The sequence below is a fragment of the Leisingera thetidis genome, from assembly GCF_025857195.1.
Lineage (GTDB): Bacteria > Pseudomonadota > Alphaproteobacteria > Rhodobacterales > Rhodobacteraceae > Leisingera > Leisingera thetidis.
This window is the reverse complement of the sequence record NZ_CP109788.1, coordinates 297,475-318,626: the sequence shown is the minus strand read 5'-3', so window position 1 is coordinate 318,626 and position 21,152 is coordinate 297,475. Positions and strand designations below refer to the sequence as shown.

Here is a 21,152-nt window from a genome sequence, read left to right as displayed (position 1 = left end):
AAAATGTTTTCTATAGAACGCAGCGGCAGCGTTGCAGTCATCGAACTGAACGCTCCGCCAGTGAACGCCCTTGGCCTGAAGATGCGGCAAGCACTGTCTTCGGCCATTCACGAGTTGCACGCTGACGAGCAAGTCAAGGCCATCGTTTTATCTTCGGCACTGCCGCTTTTTTGCGGCGGCGCTGACATCGCCGAGTTCCGCACAGGGGCAGTCTGGGACAAACCGGATCTGCCAGACCTGTGTGTAACAATTGAAACCAGCAGGAAACCTGTTGTCGCGGCCATTGCGGGCCCTGCAATGGGGGGCGCGCTGGAGATCGCACTTGCCTGTGACTACCGTGTTGCCACGCCGGAGGCGTTGATGGGCCTGCCCGAGATCAAACTGGGGTTGCTGCCCGGTGCCGGCGGCACCCAAAGACTGCCACGGATTGCCGGGCTGGAAACGGCGACACGGATGATCCTTTCCGGTGATCCCGTGAATGGAGACTATGCCCTGTCTTGCGGGCTGGTCGACGAACTGTTCGAGAGCGGCCAGGATTTTCGCGCGCATGTTCTGGACTTCGCCGCCAGGATTACGCGTGAGGAGGCTCCGAAGCGCAGTTGCGCGGATATGGTCGTCGCACACCCTGATCCGAAGGGTTTTCTCGCGGGTTTCCGGACCGAGATCGTGCCAACATCCAAAAACCTTGTCGCCCCTGCACGGTGCCTGAAATCGCTTCAAGCCGCATGCGAATTGCCGCTGACCCAGGGGCTGGCACAGGAAAAGGCAGGATTTGCCGAATTGCTCGGCACACCTCAATCGCGCGCGGGCCGCCACCTGTTCTTTGCGGAACGTGAATGCACCAAGGTTCCGGGCGTTGCACGCGGGCAGCGGCCACGTGACATTGCATCGGTCGCCGTGATCGGCGCGGGAACAATGGGGCGCGGCATCGCCATCGCCTTTCTTCAGGCGGGGTTTCCGGTTACGCTTTTGGAAACCACACAAGGCGCGCTGGAACAGGGGCTGGATCAGGTTTCGAAGCACTTCCAGCGTGCAGCCGACAAGGGACGGCTCAGTCCCGATCAGGCAGAGGCTTTTGCATCCAACGCCACAGGGACGCTCAGCTATGCAGACCTCGCAGATGCCGACCTGATCATCGAAGCAGCGATTGAAAACATGGATGTCAAACGCCAGATTTTCGAAGCGTTGGACCGGCACGCGAAACCTGGCGCGGTACTGGCCTCGAACACATCGACGTTGGATCTTGATGAAATCGCGGCGGTCACGTCCCGTCCGGAGGATGTGATTGGTCTTCATTTCTTCAGCCCGGCAAATGTCATGCGCTTGCTGGAGGTGGTGCGCGGCGCCAAGACCGCACCCGATGTCATTGCGACGGCCATTACGGTTGCAAGGAAGATCCGAAAGCTCCCTGTCACGGTGGGCGTGTGCTACGGCTTTGCCGGAAACCGGATGCTGGAGCCATACTTCCGCGAAGGGTCCCGTCTGCTTCTTGAAGGCGCAACGCCGAAACAGGTGGATGACGTCCTTGAAGGCTTCGGCATGGCCATGGGCATTCACGCGATGGCAGATCTGGCCGGGGTCGATGTCGGCGCCCGCGTGCGTCAGGAGCGGCGAAGTGAAATTGCGCATGATCCGGCATACCAGGCAGTCCAGGACAGGCTTTTTGAATTGGGACGACTGGGTCAGAAGACCGGGCGTGGCAGCTATCTCTACGAGGGCCGGACACGGGTTGAAGATCCCGAGGTTGTTCAAATCAGCAAAGAACTGGCCACACGGCATGGTGTAGCGCACCGACACATCGACGATCAGGAAATCCTTGAGCGGTGTCTGTTTCCCCTGATCAACGAGGGCTTTCTGATCCTGGAAGAAGGCATTGCCACGCGCCCTGGCGACTGCGACCTGATCTGGGTCAACGGCTATGGCTTTCCCAACTGGCGCGGCGGCCCGATGCAGTATGCGGATGAAGTCGGATTGCCCCGCATTCTGGACCGCATGAACCACTACCGGCAATCGCTGGGCGCCTATGGCGAGATGTGGTTCATGCCTGCGCCTTTGCTGGAGGAACTCGCAAACACGGGCGTGACACTTGCAGAGCACTTTGAGGCCAAAAAGGGAACATCATGAGAGAAGCCGTTATCGTTTCTACCGCACGAACCCCTATTGGGGTTGCCTTCAAGGGTGCGCTGAACAACATCAAATCCCCAACCATGATGGGGCACGCCATTTGCCATGCGGTTGAACGTGCAGGAGTGGACCCCGGATTGATCGAAGATGTTGTGATCGGGTCGGTCCTGACTGCCGGAACTGGAGGGCTGAATGTCGGCCGCTTATCCGCGCTGGCGGCTGGCCTTCCTGTCGCCGTGTCAGGTCAAACGATCGACAGGCAATGTTCATCGGGATTAATGGCCATTGCGACGGCCGCAAAACAGATCATCGTGGATCGGCAGAACGTTGCGGTTGCAGGTGGGCAGGAGAATATTTCCGCCGTGCAGAATGCCTATCTGAAATGGGCAGGCGAGGAGAAGGACCCAAGCGTTACCGCCCAGTGCGAACATGCCTATATGCCGATGCTGATGACAGCTGAGAATGTGGCCCGGGTATATGGGATAAGCCGCGAAGCTCAGGATGAATACGCAGCTCTTTCGCAAAAGCGGACTGCACGGGCGCAGGCCGCCGGCGCCTTTGACGACGAGATTGTCCCGATCACCTCCTCCAAGCGGGTCAGGAACCGCGAAACCGGGGAGGAGACCCTGGAAGAGGTGACCTTGTCCAAAGACGAAGGCAACCGGCCGGGCACAACGGCCGAAACACTGGGTCAGTTGAACCCTGTTGTGGAAGGAGGCGTCATCACAGCCGGCAATGCAAGCCAGCTTTCAGACGGGGCCTCGGCCTGTGTCCTGATGGAACGGAAAATGGCTGAGCAGCATGGCCTTACCCCCCTCGGCATCTATAGAGGCATGGCAGTTGCGGGCAATGCGCCGGAAGAGATGGGCATCGGCCCGATCTATGCAATACCGAAACTGTTGAAGAATGCAGGTCTCGGTATCGATGACATCGGGCTTTGGGAACTGAACGAGGCATTCGCTTGCCAAGTGCTCTATTGCCGCGACCATCTTGGCATTGATCCCGAGCTATACAACGTGAACGGCGGCGCCATATCGATTGGCCATCCCTATGGTATGACGGGTGCCAGACAGGTTGGGCATGCTCTGCTTGAGGGCAAGCGTCGTGGAGTAAAACATGTCGTTACGTCCATGTGCGTTGGCGGAGGCATGGGGGCCGCGGCATTGTTTGAAATTGCCTGACCCCCGGCAAATGGAGTTCCAGCCGAACGTTGTCTGGTCGATAAATTGAAAAAGGGCCTGTGCAGAAGCCTTCATTTACAGGTGCCGTGTTTCGCTATGGCCGAAATATGCAAGTAGCTGTCATTGAAGCGACTGCTTCGAAAGACAGCTTTGTCTAAGATTTTTCGATGCGGGCCAGTTGGTTAGGTTGGGCTTGGCGGGGTGGTCCGCGTTGACAAATCTGACAAGGTGGAAGCCGCGGGATGTGTGTGCTGCGCTATGGGGAAAGCGCAGGCATCCGCCATGGATATTGGTGGAAGTTTCGCGGGGTTTGCTGAGCTTGGGCGATTGGCGGCACGGCCTTTGGGGCAGTGTCTGGAAACTTCGCGGGTCTTGCCGGGGCGGTTTTCATCGTCTTGAGCTGCGAGCACGAGCGTAGGCCAAAGCGCACCGTTGACCAGCATGGGAAGTTTCTGATCTCAGAGCGGTTGTGAGACGGGCTTTTCATCATGCGGCCTGCAATCTTGGTGGTGCCCGGGATCGCGGAATCTCGCCGCGCCGGAAGGTTTCGATGATGCGCATGGGTCCGCCGCAATCGGGGCATGGTTCGCGCAGGGCCAGGGGTTCTTTGAGGTCGTCTTCTGGCTGGTCCGGTTCGCCAGAGCCCGCCGTTCCGAGAACCGCGCGGACCCGGGCGACTTTCTCTTTGCGACCACTGCCCGCGAGGAAGCCATAGTGTCGGATGCGGTGGAACCGGTCGGGGAGGACATGGATCAGAAAGCGGCGGATGAACTCGTCGGTTGCAAGTCGCATCACCTTCATCCGGTCCCCGCGCTTGATCCGGTAATCCTTCCAGCGGAACGCTACGGTGTCGGCGTCAGCGCTGACCAGGCGATGGTTTGAGATTGCCACGCGGTGTGTGTACCGGCTCAAATAGGCAAGCACCGCCTCCGGACCACCGAAGGGCGGTTTGGCATAAACAACCCAGTCGATCTTGCGCAGCGGGGCCGACCATTCGGCGAAGGCGGGTGCGTCTGCCAATCCCACAAGATCTCCGAAGAGTCTCAAGTGCCCGGCACCGTGCAGAGCCATCAGCCCGTCCAGAAACAACCGACGGAACAGCCGCGACAGCACGCGCACATGCAAAAAGAACCCTGGCTTGCACGCAACCCACCTTGTGCCGTCCGGCGACAGGCCGCCACCCGGGACGATCATGTGGATGTGGGGATGATGGGTCAGAGCCGAGCCCCAGGTGTGCAGCACGCTGGTCAAGCCGACACGGGCGCCGAGGCGCTTGGGATCGGCGGCGATTGTCATGACCGTTTGAGCGGACGCTTTGAACAGCAGGCTATAGAGCGCCCGCTTGTTCCAGAGAGCAATCCGCGCAATCTCGGCCGGCAGGGTGAAGACCACGTGGAAGTACTCCACGGGTAGAAGGTCCTCGGCGCGTGCTGCCATCCAGTCTCGCGCCGCTGGTGCCTGACACTTCGGACAATGCCGGTTCTTGCAGCTGTTATACGCAATATGCTGGTGGTTGCACTTGGTGCAGGCCGCCACATGCCCGCCGAGCGCCTCCGTTCGGCAGGCTTCAATCGCTGACATGGCCTTCAACTGCGCCAGGTTCAGATGCCCGACATTGGCCCGCCGATAGGCAGGACCGTGGGTTCGAAAGATGTCAGCAACCTCCAGCTTCGGGCGCGGCACTGCCCGCGCGCGTCACTCCGACCTTCGGTCCCGGAGCTGCACCAGCAACTCGTAGGGGCTGTCGGTGTCGCGGATCAGCTTGGTCGCGACATGGGTGTATTGCGCCGTCGTGCTCAGCTTGGCGTGCCCAAGCAGAACTTGAATGACCCGCACATCTGTTCCGGCTTCTAGCAGGTGGGTTGCGAAGCTGTGGCGCAAACTGTGCAGCGTGCTCCTCGGCTTCTTGATCCCAGCCAGATGCTTGGCTGCGCTGAAGGCACGATGCAATTGGCGGGGTGAGAGCGGATTGATCCGGGGCTTGCCTGGAAAGAGCCAGCCATCCGGCCGCGCCTCGCGCCAATAGTCGCGCAGAAGCGCCAAAAGGCCAGGCGACAGCATTACCTTGCGATCCTTGCCGCCCTTGCCTTTCTCGACATGGATCAGCATCCGGTCGCTGTCGATATCGGTGACCTTGAGATTGCAGACCTCCGACGCCCGGAGCCCGGTGCCATAGGAAATGCTGAGTGCAGCGCGGTACTTCAGCCCCGGGCCGGGCGCGACCTTCAGCAGCTCGAACACCTCTTCGGCGCTGAACACGACCGGTAGCTTCCTTGGCTCCGTGCGGTAGTGCAGGCATTGCTTCATCTCCGGGCGCTGGCATGTCGTTTCAAAAAAGAACCGCAGCCCGACAAGCCGCACATTGTAGGTCGAAGGGGTGACATTCGTGTTCACCATATGCAGCTGGTAAGCGCGCAGGTCTTCGGGCGTTGCAGTATCCGGCGATCGGCCAAGAAACTCGGCAAAATATCGAACGGCCCTGATATGCGCTTTCTGCGAACTCTCCCCGAGCCCTTTGATCCGCATATCTTCGATCATCCGCTCTCGAAGCGGTGTGGTCTTTGTGTCCGCCATGGGACCCTCCTGTCTGTTGATTGAGAGACCCCAATCGTCAGACAGACACGCCCATTCCCAAAATCTCAGTCGTCAGATCATCCCGCAACGGTATCACCGAGCGCCCCTGCCGCGGTAGCGGCTTCGTCCTCGTCCGGCGTTGCGTCAGTTCATGTTCGGCGCAGCCAAGGGCGGATCACCCTGGACTAACCGTTCGCCCGGGGCGCGGCGAACTTGCGGCATGAGCCCCACTTTATCGATCGAGCAGTTGCAGCATTTCGCAGCTGCAGCGAAATCGCGCGAGAAAGGCTCCCCCTGCCGGACCTTGGCGCAGCGCAGGAAAGCTGCAACGCAGCTTCCCTGAACCCGACATTGATCGCAGGTGGCGCATTCGGTTTCGTCAGATGTGTCCAATGCACGTCGACAAGGCTTCTCAGAGTGAGCCTGCCGCCGATACGGGGCACCTTTCGCGGGCGTGCCACCCGCTGCGATTATCACGTCGAGTGATATGATGCGTGCCAGGTGCAGCCAAGCGGAGCGATTGGATTGAACTTGGTACAAAACATGAAATCCAAACCGCACGCCGGTTGCATTTTGCCCCTCGCATCGAAAGGTTCACCGCTTCAGCCAAGGCAATTATTCTGTGGTTGACGCGCGGACCAGCTCTGTCAAGAATCCGATGCCAGTCTCCAAGATATCGTCATTGAAATCGTAGCGGTTTGAATGCAGTGGCGGAATATCTCCTGCACCGATGAAGACATAAGCTCCCGGGCGTTCCCGCAGCATATAGGCAAAATCTTCGGTTCCCAGTTTGGGTTCGACCCTGTCCGAACTGTTTGATGCTCCCACCAAGGCATTCGCTGCTTGCATGGCCTGGGCAACAGAAACCGCATCGTTGACGGTCACGGGGTAACCGGGGTGAGGCGTAAACTTGACACCGCACCCATGGCTCCGCGCGAGCCCGGCCGCAAGATCATGCATTCGAGCGATGATAAAACCGGTGAGTGTATTGTCCAGCGTCCGGAGCGTGCCGCCGATCCGGATTTCCTCGGGCAATGTGTTGTGGCTGTTTCCGCCTGATATCCTGGTCGGCGAAATGGTTGCGCCCGAAATCGGATCGGCCCTACGGGCAATGATCGCGTTGCAGCCCTGGATGAATTCGGCGGCGACAGAGATCGAGTCGATGCCGAGGTGCGGCCAACCGGCATGCGCACCCTTTCCCTCAATGACGAGGTCCCAGGACGTCGCCGCGGCCATGATCGGCCCTGTTCGGGTCATGAGGGATCCGGGCGCTTCGCCCGGCATGTTGTGAAGTGAAAACACGCGGTCGAAGGGAAACTCCGTCAGCAGCCCCTCGTCGATCATCCGTTTTGCACCGCCGCCGAATTCTTCCGCGGCCTGGAAGATCACAACCACCCGGCCCGGGAAATTCCGGCGGGCCGCCAGCAGCGAGGCGGCAGCCAGCAGCATGGCCATGTGGCCATCGTGTCCACAGGCATGCATAACCCCCGGATTGCGTGATCGATAGGGCAGGTTCGACTTCTCCTCAATCGGCAATGCGTCCATTTCGGCCCGCAATGCGATACTGGGTCCTGGCCTTCCGTCGCCCTCGATCACCGCCGCGATACCGGTTTCCGCCAATCCCCGGCTGGGCGACAGCCCGAAGGACTGCAGCCGCTGGGCAATGAACTCTGCCGTTTCGTGTTCGGCAAACTGCAATTCGGGATTCCGGTGGATATGCCGCCGCCAGTTCTTGGCTTGTTGAACAGTAGCGGCCATTGCAGTGTCTGCGCTCGGGGGCATCACGAACCTCCTTTGGATGGGGCAAAAAAGAGGGCCGCGGCGCGAAGGCACGCGGCCCTTCAGTCGGGGAGGAAGACAGGTCAGGCGCGCTTGCGCCGTGCCGAGAGATACATGAAAAGCGCGACAGCCAGGACCGAGGCCATCAGGATGAGGCCCGACAGCGCGTAGATCGTCGGCGAGGCGCCGGAGTTCATCTTGCCGAAGAGGACCAGAGGCAGGGTATTCTGGCGCCCGACAAGATAGCTGGACCGGGCGAATTCGTTGAGGGACAGCAAGAAGGAAAAGATCACTCCGCCAACGATGCCGGGGATGATCAATGGCAGGATGATCTGCGTCACGCGCTGCCACCAGCTGGCACCCAGATCGGCGGCCGCGAGCAGATAGGACCGGCGCACGCTGACCATGCTGGTCAGGATAACGGTAAAGGCGAATGGCAGCGCCCAGAGCAGGTGTCCCATGGCGACGGTTCCCCAGAACGGAACCACTTGCCACCGGTTCAGGATTACCGACAGTGCGAGGCCCTGGATCAGGCCCGGCACGAACATCGGCATGAGAACCAGCAGAAACCAGGCATTCCGAAGTTTCCCGAGCTCCAGGTAGGCCAGTGCCGCGGCAAGTGCGACCGAGACCGAGATGACCGTGGTCGCCGTGGCGATCAGAAGGGATTCCCGCAGCGCGGCAAGCAACCCGCGTTCATTGGCCAGTTCGACATACCACTTGACGCTGAGGTCGCCGAGCGACGGCAAGGCGGGCTGAAGCGCGGGGTTGAACGAGACGCCGACGAGATAGAGGGGTGGCAGGTAGACAACGACAAGCGCCGCCGCCGTCAGAAACCCGATCACCACGCGAACGGTGCGATTTTCGAAACCGATTGTCATTTGAAATCCTCGAACATCTTGGTGAGGCCGAAAACCCGGTTGCCGGCCAGCACGATTGTGAACAGCGCCACGATCACCACCGCCGAGATCGCAAAGGCGAGCGGAAAGTTCACCACGCGCATCACGTCATTGATCATGATCGAAATCATCGGTGCGCCAGCCCCGCCCAGCATCTGCACTTCGGTCGAAGACCCGGCCGCCATGATAAAGACGAACAGGAAGCCTGCGAAGATCCCCGGCTTGGTCAGCGGAATGATGATCGTGAAGAGCGTGCGCAGGAAACCCGCGCCCAGGTCCTGGCTCGCAGCAAGGAAATTCGGCTCGACTTTGCGCAGCGACAGCAGCAGTGGAAAGATCACGAACGGCAGATACGAGGCGATCAGACCGATCATCACCGCAAAATCGCTGAACAACAGCCAGTCCAGCGGCTCGTCGATCAGGCCGATCTGCATCAGAAAGTTGTTCACCATCCCGGTCCGGCCAAGAACCAGCCGCCACGAAAAAGCGCGGATCAGGTAGGAGGTGAAGAAGGGGATGGTGAACGCCGCCATCAGCACGAAGGACCAGCGCGGCGTCGCCACGAAATGGATCGCCATCGCCGACGGGTAGCCGACAAGCAGGCAGAAAAAGGCCGCGAGGAACGCCTTGCCGAAGCTCCCGACGATGACGCTCCAGCGCCCGGCATCGCCGATCGCTGCATATGCATCCAGAGACAGGGTCGGCTGGATCCAGTACGTGGCGGGATCCCACGTCCAGAAACTCCACACCAGGATAACGGTGAGCGGCACCGCCCCTAGCAAGAGGATGAGCAAGAAGCCCGGTGAAGATAACGCAAGTCCGCGTCGGATCAGAAACATGGTCGGCTGTCCTTACTGAATGCGGGAAAGGACCACGCCGCAGCGACAGCGGCGCGGTGGTGATGGCTCAGCTGTTGCGCAGCTTCTGCCACCACTCTTCGTACAGCTGGAAGTTGTCCGGCCGCGTGTTCTGCCAATAGACCTTGCCTGAAAACTTGTTGCGGACGTGGTCCACGGTCTTCCTGACCGCGGCCGGGTCGAACTCGCCTGGGTTGGCCTCGGCGTAGGCGACATTGTTGTCGCTTGGCACGACGTAGCCGCGCGATTGCGACAGGTTGGCGCCGTAGAAGCCGGAGTAAATCCAGTTTGCGAATTCATGGGCTGCGTCGCCCAGCCCGCGCTCCACCGCACCGCGGTGCAAAAGCAGGTTGTTGCCCCAGCCTTCATACCCCTCGACCGGGGCGGCATAGGCCACGTCAAGGCCGCGTTTCTGGCCTTCGAGCACGATCGGCTCCCAGCCGGTCATCGCGTCGACCTCTTCGTCGGCGACCAGTTGCACACCCTGTTCCCAGCCGCTCCAGAACGTGCGGAACTGGCCGTCGCGCTTGTGTTTGATCAGGAACTCCATGACCAGGCCAAGCTCGTCCTCGGTCAGGTTTCCAGGCTCGACGATCGGCGCGTTTTCGGATTCCTTGAGGTACATGGCGGTGAAGATTGCCGAATTGATCCAGGCATCTTCCATCGCGACCCGTCCCTTGAGCTTGGGGTCGAAGATCACGCCGTAACTGTCGACGACGCCCAGCTTGTCCTTGCGGTAGATGATCGAGTCGGCGTTCACTACGCAGGGCAGCCCGATCTGATTGCCATCGACGGTGAGAAACGGAATGTCCTTGGCCCAGGACCAGACCTTGTCCCAGTTCGCGATCTTGCCGGTGTCCCAGGGCACTACGGCGCCCTGCGTCGCCAGTTCCTTTTCGGCGCCGCCCTGAACGCCGCTGACATCGTAGATGGCATTTGCATTGCCCGCGACCAGCCGTGCGACAATCGGGCCAGGATCGTTTCCGTTGTCCGAGAACGAAATGTCGAGGCCCGCGCTTTCCATCGCGCGCTGCCAGTCATTGCCGATATCGAGCGTTCCGGTGCCCCAGAAGGCAACGTTCCCGCCAGCCTCCGCTGCCGCGGCCGGCAGGACGGAAGATGCCGCGAGGCCGGCGATACCGCTTGCCGTCAGTTTGAGCATCTGTCTGCGGCCGAGGCTGCCGTGCAAATGGCTTTGAAGTCTGTTCATTTGTTATCTCCCGTGTTGCAGGTCAGTTCATCACCGGAACCAAGGCCCCGGCCTGAAGTCCCAGAGTGGTGGCCTTGCCTGTGTCCATGCCGTCCGGCATCGCGTCGACCGAGATTTCCGCGGTTAGTCTGGTGTTGTCTCTCATCGCCAAGGTGCATTCGTAGTACCGCCCGCGAAAATGACGCTCGATCAATGTCGCCGGGATGCCCTGTTCGCCGGCCTCCAGGCTCAACCGGTCGGATCGGATCGCGATCTTGCTGGGAAGAACATCACCTTGGTAGGCGGGGATCTCCGAGCGGCTCCCGTTGATCAGCACGGCAAGACCGGCGCCGTGCTTTTCGACACGGTCGGGGACGACGATGGATTCCAGCCCGACGAACCGTGCCACGAACTCATTTGTCGGCCGGTGCAGGATTTCGTCGGGGGTTCCGACCTGGACCAGCCTGCCGTGATGCATGATCGCCATCCGGTCCGACAGGCTCAGGGCTTCGTCCTGGTTGTGTGTCACCAGCACGAAGGTCGCGGCGGTCTTCTGGTGCAGACGTCCGAATTCATCGCGCATCTGCTGGCGAAGACGCTCATCCAGACCGGTGAGCGGTTCGTCCAGCAACAGGATGCCGGGTTCCATAACCAGGGACCGTGCCAGCGCGACGCGCTGCCGCTGACCGCCAGACAGGGCCATGATGTCACGGTCCTGATAACCGTCGAGATCGACCAGCTGCAGGGCATTGCGCACCTTGCCGGTCCGCACCGGCTTGGCCTCGCGGCGGACCCGCAGGCCGTAGCCGACGTTCTGCGCAACGGACATGTGCGGAAAAAGGGCAAGGTCCTGGAACACGGTGTTGCAGGGGCGCCGGTTGGCCGGCATCCGCGTGACATCCGCGCCATCGAAAAGGATCCGGCCGTTTGTGGGCTGATCGAAGCCCGCGATCATCTTCAGAAGGGTGCTTTTGCCCGACCCGGACGACCCCAGCAGGGTAAAGAACTCGCCCGCCTTGATCTCGAGCCGGAGATTGTCGACAGCGACGACGTCTCCGAAGCGGCGGCTCACCTTGTCTATACCAATCGAAATAGCCATTATGTGTCGCCTTTCTCAGTGACAATCAGAAGCCCGTGTTCATTGCGCTGCACCGTTTGGCCCGTCAAAACCAGGGTTGTCGTGGTTGGCTCTTCAATCAGCGCAGGTCCTGCGATTTCGAGCCCCGGCGGCATCTTCTCACGATGGAAGACGTTGCAGTCTGCCCACCCCTGTTCGGCACCCTCGAAAACCTTGCGCAGCCCGGTTTGTGCAGTTTCCTTCGTTAAGCCGTCGCCATTCACCACCGGGCAGGAAATCACTGGGCTCTGAAGTTCTGCAACCAGATGGATGCCGGTGATCTCGATGGCGGTCCCGACGAGATCGAAGGAATAGGCCGTCTTGTGCGCGGCGTGGAAATGGTCAGCGATGGACGCCGGATCGAGCTCGGTGCCGATGTGGGTCGTGACCGAATGTTCCTGCCCCCGGTAGCGCAGCTGGAGCGCCACAACGAAGGTCAGGGCCTCATCCGTGTCCTGTCCGAAATAGCCGGTTGCGGACTGGCGCAGCGTGTTCAACTCCCGCTCCAGCGGCGCGATGGCCTCCGCCCCGAGTTCCCGGAACCAGGTTTTGCGCATGTCGACGCGCGGCTTTGCCGCCAGCATCCCCCAGGCTGAAAAGATACCCGCATGGGGGGGGATGACAACCCGTTTCGCATTCAGTTCGCGTCCCAGGCTGGCGGCGAACAGGGGCCCGCCGCCGCCAGTGACCACCAGCGTGAAGTCGCGCGGATCGTAACCCCGCTGGATGGTCACCAGTTTCAGGGCGTTGATCATGTTCGCTTCGGCCAGATCAAGGATCGCCTGCGCGGTGTTTTCGACGTCCAGCCCCAGGCGTTCGCCCAATCCGGACATGGCCTCCCGGGCCGCTTCGACATCGAGCCTGATCTTGCCGCCGGCGAAGGTGTCCGGGTTGATCACCCCGGTCAGAAGCTTTGCGTCCGTGACCGTGGGTTCCGTTCCGCCGAAGCCGTAGCAGACCGGACCGGGTTTGGAACCGGCGCTTTCCGGGCCGACCGTCAGGGCCCCGAATTCATCGACCCGCGCAATCGATCCGCCACCGGAGCCGATCTCGACAATATCCACGACCGGAACCTGGACCGGGTATCCGGGCGACTGCCGGCTCCACTCCATCTTGTATTCGGAAAACACCCGAGGCTTGCCGTCCACGATCACCGAGCATTTGGCCGTTGTACCGCCCACATCGAAGGCGAGAACATTCTGTTCACCCAGAAACTCGCCGATCCGGACAGCACCGGCCACACCGCCAGAAGGGCCGGATTCCACCAGGTTCAGCGGCGCGTCCGACGCCTGCCGGAACGACGCCACGCCGCCGTTCGACAACATCGCGTAATGGGCGCAGCGCACGGTGGCATCTATCAGTTTGGTTTCAAGCTTCTGGAAGTACCGCGAGATGATCGGTTTGACATAGGCGTTCAGCACCACGGTGTTCGACCGCTCGTATTCCCGCCAAAGGCTCGAAATCTCGTGGCTGCAACAGATCGTGGTGTCCGGCAGACGGTCCGAAAGATATGCGGCGCATGCGGCTTCGTGTTCCGGGTTGGCATAGGAATTGAGAAACAGGATCGCGACCGCTTCGACGCCTTCCGCTTGCAGCGCCTTGGCGACGCGTTCCATGTCATCCTGATTGATCCGTTCCAGCACAGAGCCGTCAGCGCCGATGCGTTCGCCGATCTCGAACCGCAAGGCGCGTTCGACGTAGGGTGCAGGCGTGTGGAAACGCAGGTTATAGAGGTCCGGCCGGGTGCCGCGCCCGATCTCCAGAACATCCCGGATCCCCCGCGTCGTGACAAGCGCGGTCCTGACGCCCTTGCGCTCGGTGATCGCGTTGATCACTGTGGTGCCTCCGTGAACGAAGAAGCCGACCTGTCCAGGCTCCAGCCCGTCCGAAGTCCTGGCCGCGTCGATCGTATCGACCACCCCACGGGACTGGTCATCTATCGTGGTCAGGCTTTTGGCGGAATACACCTGTCCGGTCTGCTCGTCGTATCCGAGAAGATCGGTAAAGGTGCCACCTACATCAGTTGCCAGTCGGATCATGTTCAGTGCCCCTCGTAACCATAGATTGAACGCGCGTCGTCCAGGGTGATCAGTTCGTTTCGCAGGTCCCGGTCAATTGCGTCGCGCGCTCGCAATGCCGGGTCGCCCCAGCCGCCGCCGCCGCCGGTGATGATGCGTACGACGTCGCCTTTCATCAGCGTGCGTTCGCTCAGTCTGCCGTAGGATGTGACCTTTCCCGTGCCGGCCTCAATGACTTCAAACCGGTTGACCGACCCGTCGCGGCCGCCTTCGGCGCCCCAGGGCGGCGTTTCGCTTCGCCCGAAACTGCCTGTCAGCATGGTCTTGTCGGCCAGGATTTCATAATCCCTGACAACGCCGAAACCGCCGCGGAACCGCCCGCCGCCGACGCCGCCCTCGACGTTGAAATCATAGCGCCGCACCCGAACCGGAAATTTCGCCTCAAGCAGTTCGATGGAATAGTTGTAGGTGTCGCCATCCGTCAGCGAGATCAGCGCATTGGCACCGTCCTCATCTTCGGAGGCGCCCCAGCCGCCATGCGTGGGTTCGATATGGATGAATTCCTCGCCGGTGGCGCTCCGGCCGCTCAGGTAGATCACGCACAGCGATGAGTAGGACCCGGCCGAGAAGCGTTCCGGCATATGGCTGGCAAGCGCCTTCCAGACCAGTTCGGATGCCTGTACGGAACCTTCGTAATACCATCCGGTGGGCGATGGTTTCTCCGCAGTGAATATCGTGCCGTTCGGAGCTTTGATCGTAAGTGGCTGGAACCAGCCTTCGTTTGACGGCTCTTGCGGGGCGACCATCGCCTTGAACACCGACTTCACGGCGGATTGCAGCGCACCTGCGCCGCAGTTGATGGGTCCGGCCACAGCAGGCGGGCAGCCGGTGAAATCCACCTCCACCTGATCGCCCTCGATGGTGATCCTGACTTGCACGTGGATCGGGCCGGAGGTCACGCCATCGCCGTCGATCACATCTTCCGCACGGTAGACACCGTCTGCCAGTTGCCGGATCGTGGCGCGGCTGCGCAGGGCCGAACCTTCAATGATCGCGCCGAAGCTGGCAGTCAGCAGATTGGCGCCGTAGCGTTCCAGCATTTCTCCGATCCGGGTCTCTGCGATCCTGACCGTTGCGATCTGCGCATTCAGGTCGCCCATTGCGATGTCCGGCAGACGCGTGTTTTCGCGGATGATGCGGACGATCTCATCATTGATGACATCGCCGCGGGCCAGCCGGATGCGCGACAGGCGCAGGCCTTCCTGGAAGGAGGAGGTGGCATCGGGCGGCAGGCTGCCGGGTACCGCGCCGCCGACATCCACCCAATGGGCGACATTCAGGGCATAGGCAACAAGCCGGCTTCCCTGAAAGATCGGGCGAATGATCGCGAAATCGCAGGCGTGCGTGCCGCCGTGATACGGATCGTTGGTTACGTAGATGTCGCCTGGCTTCATGTCGTCCTTGTAGGTTTCGACGACCGACCGGAGCTGAGTGCTGAACGTTCCGGTGAACAGGGTGATCCCGTTGGTCTGCGCGACCAGTTCCATCTTTTCGTTGCAGACGCCGCACGCGAAATCCAGCACCTCGTAGATCACCGGGCTCATACTCGTGCGTTGCATGACGACGGCCATTTCGTCGACGACAGACAAGAGCTTGCCCTGGATGATCTCCAGTGTGACAGGATCGACTTTGTCTTTGGTTTGCAGTTTCACAGGCATCCCCTTCCGTTGTCAGAGCCCCTGCTTGATTCGGGCTTAACCATGCTCAAAGCGTAGAGGACGGGGAAAAGGCGGCACCCTACCCGTGTGGGTGGGGCGCATCAAGTTGTTGATTTTGCTTACTTATGATCGGCCGAATGCGGCAGAGAGCAACCCTTGTTCGCGGCACGTGGTGATGGCCGCTGTGCGGGTGCTCACGCCGAGCTTTCTGAAAATGTTGCTCAGGTGAAACTTCACGGTGTTGACCGTGACGGACAGGTCGCGCGCGATTTCCTTGTTGGTCTTGCCCTTTTCAAGCAAGCTGATCACCTGAGCTTCCGTGCCGGTCAGATGAACCAGTTCCGATGGTGCCGCCCGGGCGCCGGGGTAGTGGCATGCAATCAGGTCCGACGGGGGCGCCAGCCGGCGGTGGATCAGCGACTGAGGATCAAGGCCTGCGATATGCTCTGACATAAACCGGGCCAGAACCGGCCCCTCTTCAACGAAAGGCAGCCGGTACAGGTCAACCCGGTGGGTCAAGGCCAGGCGCTCCAGGTCAGCGCGTGCCTTGCCGGTATCTTCCATCGCCACCAGGGTCCGTATTTTCTGCAAGGACAGACGAATGCTGCGCTGTGCATTCCGGGCAGCGGCGGGGTCTGCCAGCAGTGCATCCAGCAGCGGCAACGCTTCGCCAAAGGCCCCTTTGTCCAGCAGGAGCCGGGCCTGCAGGGCCTCCGAAGGACTGCCGCGCAGATTTACCGGATCATAGGCCGGACTGGACACCTTGGTGCCGGCGGCAAGACCCAGCAGTTGCTCCGCATCCTTGGTTTGACCGCTCTTGAGCAGGATCTCTATGCGCAGCTGTCTGACGAGGCCCAGCAAACGGTGGTAATGCCGGCGATGAGCAATGTCCTCGGCCTGGGAAAGTATGACCTCTGCCTCGGTACTGTCGCCATCGGCAAGGGCCAGCCGTATCTGTGAAACCAGAAGCGAGGCCAGTGGATCAAACCAGCTGTCCCGTTTTCCCAGCCGGATGAACGCCTCGCGCAGGAATGCCCTGTCCGGGGGATTTGCGCCCTGTTCGATGATGGTCTCTGACAGCAGGGCCTGGGTCATCAGGGTCAGATCCGCTGTCGCTCCCAGTTCTTCAACGCAATGCTCGGAATGCTGCTGGAGCGTGGCGCGTGCGTTGTCCATCTGCCCCCCGAAAAATTCTGCCTGCCCGATGTGCAAGGGCAGGTGAGCCGCACCGAAATCCGACCGCGCGTCACGGAATGCAGCAACCGACAGCCGTCCATAGTGAATCGCTGCCTTGAAATTCGCAGCTTGCAGCGAACAGAAACACAGAAGGTTCTGTGTCAAGGCAAGCCGAACGGCATCCACCTCGGTGTCCTTGGAAATGTCCTTTTCCAATTGCTCGATGGCCTCGGGCGATGTCTGGCGATCACTGTAGAGATCCATCAAGGCGCTGATGAGCCTCAGCTCTGCTGCTAGAGCCAGGTCCGCCGGGTCCGCAACTGCCGCAATCTTCTCCAGAAGGTCGAGCGCCAGGTCGATCTCGCCTCGTTTTGCGGCTGACACAGACAGGCCCAGCACCGTCCGAGGGTAATTGCCATAGAGTTCGCGGGGCATTTTCGCCAAGTCCCGGAACTGGCGTGGCGTGCCTTCTTCGCCCCTGTAGACCAAGCGCCACCCGCCGCCCCGTTCCGCGATGCCCGCGGCAAGGGCAAGATCGCCCGTGGACAGGCCGTAGCGAATAGCCTTGCGCCACTCGCCGGAGGATTCAAGGAACGCGGCGGCGTTTGCCTGCAGGGCGCGCATGTCCACCCGCTTGCTCTGCGCACGCGCCTTCAGAAACTCCGACACCACGCCATGCAAACGGATCTCTCCGGGTTGCTTGCCGGCGATTTCGGTTGGCAGCGCAAGGGTTGCGATCAGATCGTGCAAGCGGTCGGCCCGTGCGCGGCCCAGGACGGCCCCGGTGACATCCGGCCGGAGACTGTCGAAGGCGGCTGCGGTATAGAGGAGGGCCCGGTCCTGTTCCGAGGCGCCGTCGACGATCAATTGCGACAGATAGGACGCCATTTCCCGCTGCGTTCCGGAAAAATTCAGCAGGTCGGAGATGCCGATCTTGCGCTCCCGCAGGAGGATCAAGGCAAGTTGCAGCGCGACGGCCCATCCGTCCACTTTTTTCCAGAACGCGGTCCAGATGGCCTTGTCGAGGCCGGTGCCGGCCATTTCGCGAAGAGCATTTGCCTCGCGTTCCGAAAACTTCAGGCTGCGCTGATCAAGTTCAACGAGCCGTCCTCGCAATCGCAGAGCCGACACCGGAATATCGCATGCAGCCCGCGATGCGACAACGATGGTGACCGGCGGCCGTGGCTCCAGATGCGCAAGGGTGGTGAGGAGTTTTATCGCAGATGCCGACTTGTAGCGGTGAAAATCGTCGACAATCACGAAGGTGTGCCCCGCAAGGGAGGTTAGTTCCTGAACGAAACGGTCTGTAAATGTTTCGAATGCGTCATCGCGATGCGGCAGCTCGAGTTCTGCGCTCAGTCCGCTGACGCCGATGGCATCCAGGAGATTCTGCAGCAAATCCGGTTCGTCGGTGTCGGCCCCGGGCTGGACATGAACCTGCCGCAGGCCCCGGCACGAAAGTTGCTCCCGGAGTTGACGCAGAAGGGTGGTCTTGCCGCTGCCCGCCGGAGCCTCGATGGTGATGAGGCTCGCGGCCGGGGTCCTTGCAAAAGGTTTGAGAAGATCCTCTCTGGGGACCTCAAACATGTCGATTGCTCTTGAACATAACGGCTCTTCTTTCCAAGACAGCTCTGGAACTCGCCCTGGCAAGTGAGCTCTGAGCCTTCAGGTTCCTGTTAAGACCGAAGTATGCTCCTGTTGGCTTCAGACTGTCGAGTGCCCGCAGGATATCGCTCGCGAAGTTTTAATATTTCAACGAACTGGCAGGGGAATGGCAGTCCACCGGACGTGCTCCCCTGAAAAGTCCGCGATTTGAAGTTAGCCTGTTCTCCAAGCGAGGAGACAGACGATGCGGAAAAGCCGTTTCAGCGAAGAGCAGATCATTGGCATCCTGAAGGAGCACCAGGCCGGAATGGGGGCGAAGGAACTGTGCCGGAAGCACGGCATCCACCGCCCGGCAGGGCATTGCGCAGCAATGTCCCGAGAGGGGGCGATGGCACTTTCTGCAAAAGGCGTTCGAAGTATGGCGGCATGGAAGTGTCCGAGGCCAAGAGGCTGAAGGCTCTGGAGGTCGAGAACGCCAAGCTCAAGAAGATGTTGGCCGAGCACATGCTTGATGTGGCAACGCTGAAAGAGATGCTGGGAATGGCAGCAGGCGAACGCCATGCGTTCGAGTGAGCCTGCGAACCCTTTTGAGGCCCGGTGCAAGGCGGAGAGCCGTGGACTGGGCCATGACAGAGAAGAACTACAACCAGCGGCGGGCCTGGGCCCTGGCCGGGATCGATCCGCGCGTCCATCGGCGTGGATCAACCAGGCCTGCGGACGCCGAGTTGCGAGAGAGGCTGAAGGAGCTGTCCAGCGAACGGCGGCGCTTCGGCTATCCACTGCCCGGCAGTGGTTTGCTTGCAAACCATGAGAGGGGCGGCTGCACCTGCTGCTCGGCCGCGAGGGCTGGAAGGTGAACTGGATCGAAGCCCGTAAGGCAGACGATCCGGGGGATCGTTTGTAGGGTGTAGCGCTCTACCGGATCTACCGCGAAGAGGGGCTGAGCGTGCGCAAGCGCGGCGGGCGAAAACGCGTCATTGGGACGCGTGCGCTCATCACTGCCCGGCAGGCGCATGCGCAGCATGCTGCCGAGAGGGGCGATCCCGCAAGGGCCGAACCAGAGATGGTCGCTGGACTTCGTCTCGGACCGCTTGTCCGCCTCTCGGGACATTGCTGCGCAATGCCCTGCCGGGCAAGGGATGGCCGCCGTTTCCGGGTGCTCTGCGTCATTGACGACTTCAGCCGGGAATGCCTGGCCGCGGTCGTGGACACCTCGCTCTCCGGCCAGCGGGTTGCCCGTGAGCTCGATAATATCGCCCGAACGCGTGGCTATCCCTGCATGGTGGTCAGCGAGCGAGCTTTGTCCGCCATTGGTCCGAGGACAATGGCGAGCGGGACCGAACTGACGTCGAATGCCATTCTGAAATGGCAGGAAGACCGGAAGGTCGAGTGGCACTACATCGCGTCAGGCAAGCCCATGCAGAACGGCTTTGTCGAAAGCTTCAACGGCCGCCTCCGGGACGAGTGCCTGAACGAGCACTTGTTCGCCAGCCTGCGCCACGCCCGAGAGTTGATCGCGGCCTGGCGTGACGATTACAATCACCATCGCCCGCATACGAGCCTCGACGGGCCCACCCCGTGGGAGTATCACCAACGGTCAGTAGAGGACCAAACCCTGAACAGGGCGAACTAATAACCGCGGACTCTGCGGGGAGCACGTCATGTGCTGTATCCTTCAACGAAAAGTTGACTGTCCTTGATGATCCCGCGATGCACTTGACTGCCGTAGGTGAATTCACACCGCGTACCATCTTCTGGCATTCCAGATCGCGATCCATTGTTGTTTTCATTAGTAGTATATGAAGCCTTGGAAAAGCCTTTCCGTCGGATTGGAGCAATCCAGACGCGCCGGGCTGCTTTGAAAAGCACTTCAGCGCGCTGCTGTATTGTGTCCTCATCCCAATGGTTCCATTCATTCAAGTCTCGGTTTAGCGCGAGACTTGAATGAGCGCGGATGGCGGGCTCTTGGTCGCACACCCGGCAGGCGATTGCGGAGCAATCTGCCGATAGGGCACGCACGCCATCCGAGCCGCAATACAGCGACCGCAAGCTTCGACCGCAGCGTTGAGCCGGGACCTCGGTATCAACCCGAAGACGGCCGCGAAGTGGCGCAAGCGCGAGACGGCCGAGGATTGCAAGACCGGTCCGAAGGAGCCTCGGTCGACCGTTCTCAGCGAGGCTGAGGAGGCATTGGTGGTGGCTTTCCGTCGGCACACGCTCCTGCCGCTGGATGATTGCCTATACGCCTTGCAACCATCCATTCCGCACCTGACCCGGTCAGCGCTGCACCGCTGTCTTCAGCGGCATGGGATCTCACGGTTGCCGGATGTCCAAGAGGACAAGCCCAAGCGTCAGCGCTTCAAGCGCTACCCCATTGGCTTCCTTCACATGGATATCGCCGAAGTGCAGACAGCCGAAGGAAAGCTCTATCTCTCCGTTGCCATCGACCGGACCAGCAAGTTCGCAGTCACCCAACTGGCCGGAAAGGCCGACCGGCGGACGGCTTGGGAGTTCCTCGAACACCTTCTGGAAGTGGTTCCTTGCCGGATCCACACGATCTTGACTGAGCGAGCCATTGAAGTTCAGGAAGGACAGAACCCGCACCTTGTCGCCCTCGCGGTGTGCACCTCGGGGAATTTGCCGTCAAAATGCAGCTTGCGCAGGAAGCTGGGGGAAATGCCCAGCATTTCCGCCGCCTCGCCGGCGCTGAACAGCCGCAGCTCCTTCCTTGCGTCCGGCGAAAAATCTCTGCCTCATTGTGCATGATCCGCTACGGCTGGGGCCGGGCGGGTCGCGTCAGCCCGGACCGCCCGGCGGATTCTGCCGTAACAGGGTCTAATAACGGTGCAATCAGGCGGCCGCCGCTGCTGAACGCCGGTGCCGGGAGCGGTCTGCGGCCGCTGCCCTGCCAGCCC

Annotated in this window: 12 protein-coding genes and 3 pseudogenes; 4 read left to right on the top strand and 11 right to left on the bottom strand. The window is 60.9% G+C overall.

Features of this window, described 5'->3' with window-relative positions:
* The first annotated feature begins 3 nt into the window (after nt 1-3).
* Both OKQ63_RS22495 and OKQ63_RS22490 read left to right on the top strand, forming a co-directional pair.
* Entirely contained in the window at nt 4-2,124 is a 2,121-nt protein-coding gene (locus OKQ63_RS22495) for a 3-hydroxyacyl-CoA dehydrogenase NAD-binding domain-containing protein (RefSeq protein WP_264214078.1), read from the top strand.
* Entirely contained in the window at nt 2,121-3,305 is a 1,185-nt protein-coding gene (locus tag OKQ63_RS22490; RefSeq protein WP_264214077.1) for an acetyl-CoA C-acyltransferase, read from the top strand. Before OKQ63_RS22495 ends, OKQ63_RS22490 begins: the two co-directional genes overlap by 4 nt.
* Nucleotides 3,306-3,791: 486 nt before the next feature.
* Here OKQ63_RS22490 and OKQ63_RS22485 read toward each other — a convergent pair whose 3' ends face one another.
* The 10 genes from OKQ63_RS22485 to OKQ63_RS22440 all read right to left on the bottom strand — a co-directional run bounded on the left by OKQ63_RS22485 (nt 3,792) and on the right by OKQ63_RS22440 (nt 18,219).
* Nucleotides 3,792-4,988, bottom strand: coding sequence for an IS91 family transposase (locus tag OKQ63_RS22485; protein ID WP_264214076.1), 1,197 nt, complete (start codon nt 4,986-4,988; stop codon nt 3,792-3,794).
* A gap of 12 nt (nt 4,989-5,000) precedes the next feature.
* Nucleotides 5,001-5,879, bottom strand: coding sequence for a tyrosine-type recombinase/integrase (locus tag OKQ63_RS22480; protein WP_260094651.1), 879 nt, complete (start codon nt 5,877-5,879; stop codon nt 5,001-5,003).
* A 615-nt stretch (nt 5,880-6,494) separates the two neighbouring features.
* Nucleotides 6,495-7,637, bottom strand: a complete 1,143-nt coding sequence (locus OKQ63_RS22475) for an amidohydrolase (protein ID WP_264214075.1) — start codon at nt 7,635-7,637, stop codon at nt 6,495-6,497.
* A 104-nt stretch (nt 7,638-7,741) separates the two neighbouring features.
* Nucleotides 7,742-8,539, bottom strand: coding sequence for an ABC transporter permease (locus OKQ63_RS22470; protein ID WP_264214074.1), 798 nt, complete (start codon nt 8,537-8,539; stop codon nt 7,742-7,744).
* Nucleotides 8,536-9,396 carry an ABC transporter permease gene (locus OKQ63_RS22465; RefSeq protein ID WP_264214073.1) on the bottom strand — a complete coding sequence of 287 codons (861 nt, stop codon included), beginning with the start codon at nt 9,394-9,396 and terminating at the stop codon, nt 8,536-8,538. The genes OKQ63_RS22470 and OKQ63_RS22465 overlap by 4 nt, the downstream gene beginning before the upstream one ends.
* A gap of 67 nt (nt 9,397-9,463) precedes the next feature.
* Nucleotides 9,464-10,624 (bottom strand): ABC transporter substrate-binding protein, encoded by a 1,161-nt coding sequence (locus tag OKQ63_RS22460; protein WP_264214072.1) that lies wholly within the window; start codon nt 10,622-10,624, stop codon nt 9,464-9,466.
* Nucleotides 10,625-10,646: 22 nt separating this feature from the next.
* The gene (locus OKQ63_RS22455) at nt 10,647-11,702 is read right to left on the bottom strand and encodes an ABC transporter ATP-binding protein (RefSeq protein ID WP_264214071.1); all 1,056 of its coding nucleotides are present in this window, start codon (nt 11,700-11,702) and stop codon (nt 10,647-10,649) included.
* Entirely contained in the window at nt 11,702-13,759 is a 2,058-nt protein-coding gene (locus tag OKQ63_RS22450; protein ID WP_264214070.1) for a hydantoinase/oxoprolinase family protein, read from the bottom strand. The genes OKQ63_RS22455 and OKQ63_RS22450 overlap by 1 nt, the downstream gene beginning before the upstream one ends.
* A gap of 2 nt (nt 13,760-13,761) precedes the next feature.
* Nucleotides 13,762-15,450, bottom strand: coding sequence for a hydantoinase B/oxoprolinase family protein (locus tag OKQ63_RS22445; protein WP_434086067.1), 1,689 nt, complete (start codon nt 15,448-15,450; stop codon nt 13,762-13,764).
* Between the two features lie 129 nt (nt 15,451-15,579).
* Entirely contained in the window at nt 15,580-18,219 is a 2,640-nt protein-coding gene (locus OKQ63_RS22440) for a LuxR C-terminal-related transcriptional regulator (RefSeq protein ID WP_264214068.1), read from the bottom strand.
* A gap of 262 nt (nt 18,220-18,481) precedes the next feature.
* Here OKQ63_RS22440 and OKQ63_RS22435 point away from each other — a divergent pair.
* Both OKQ63_RS22435 and OKQ63_RS22430 read left to right on the top strand, forming a co-directional pair.
* Nucleotides 18,482-19,870 (top strand): annotated as a pseudogene (locus tag OKQ63_RS22435) (IS3 family transposase).
* Between the two features lie 389 nt (nt 19,871-20,259).
* Nucleotides 20,260-20,817 (top strand): annotated as a pseudogene (locus tag OKQ63_RS22430) (transposase family protein); the annotation flags it as partial.
* A gap of 23 nt (nt 20,818-20,840) precedes the next feature.
* On the opposite strand, the pseudogene OKQ63_RS26260 reads toward OKQ63_RS22430, so the two are convergent.
* Nucleotides 20,841-20,957 (bottom strand): annotated as a pseudogene (locus OKQ63_RS26260) (plasmid partitioning protein RepA); the annotation flags it as partial.
* Nucleotides 20,958-21,152: the final 195 nt, after the last annotated feature.

What these genes read in the sequence shown, in the direction of transcription:
- OKQ63_RS22495 (WP_264214078.1), top strand. Translation starts at nt 4, where the DNA reads ATGTTTTCTATAGAACGCAGCGGCAGCGTTGCAGTCATCGAACTGAAC.
- OKQ63_RS22490 (WP_264214077.1), top strand. Translation starts at nt 2,121, where the DNA reads ATGAGAGAAGCCGTTATCGTTTCTACCGCACGAACCCCTATTGGGGTT.
- OKQ63_RS22480 (WP_260094651.1), bottom strand. Translation starts at nt 5,879, where the DNA reads ATGGCGGACACAAAGACCACACCGCTTCGAGAGCGGATGATCGAAGAT.
- OKQ63_RS22475 (WP_264214075.1), bottom strand. Translation starts at nt 7,637, where the DNA reads ATGGCCGCTACTGTTCAACAAGCCAAGAACTGGCGGCGGCATATCCAC.
- OKQ63_RS22470 (WP_264214074.1), bottom strand. Translation starts at nt 8,539, where the DNA reads ATGACAATCGGTTTCGAAAATCGCACCGTTCGCGTGGTGATCGGGTTT.
- OKQ63_RS22465 (WP_264214073.1), bottom strand. Translation starts at nt 9,396, where the DNA reads ATGTTTCTGATCCGACGCGGACTTGCGTTATCTTCACCGGGCTTCTTG.
- OKQ63_RS22460 (WP_264214072.1), bottom strand. Translation starts at nt 10,624, where the DNA reads ATGAACAGACTTCAAAGCCATTTGCACGGCAGCCTCGGCCGCAGACAG.
- OKQ63_RS22455 (WP_264214071.1), bottom strand. Translation starts at nt 11,702, where the DNA reads ATGGCTATTTCGATTGGTATAGACAAGGTGAGCCGCCGCTTCGGAGAC.
- OKQ63_RS22450 (WP_264214070.1), bottom strand. Translation starts at nt 13,759, where the DNA reads ATGATCCGACTGGCAACTGATGTAGGTGGCACCTTTACCGATCTTCTC.
- OKQ63_RS22440 (WP_264214068.1), bottom strand. Translation starts at nt 18,219, where the DNA reads ATGTTTGAGGTCCCCAGAGAGGATCTTCTCAAACCTTTTGCAAGGACC.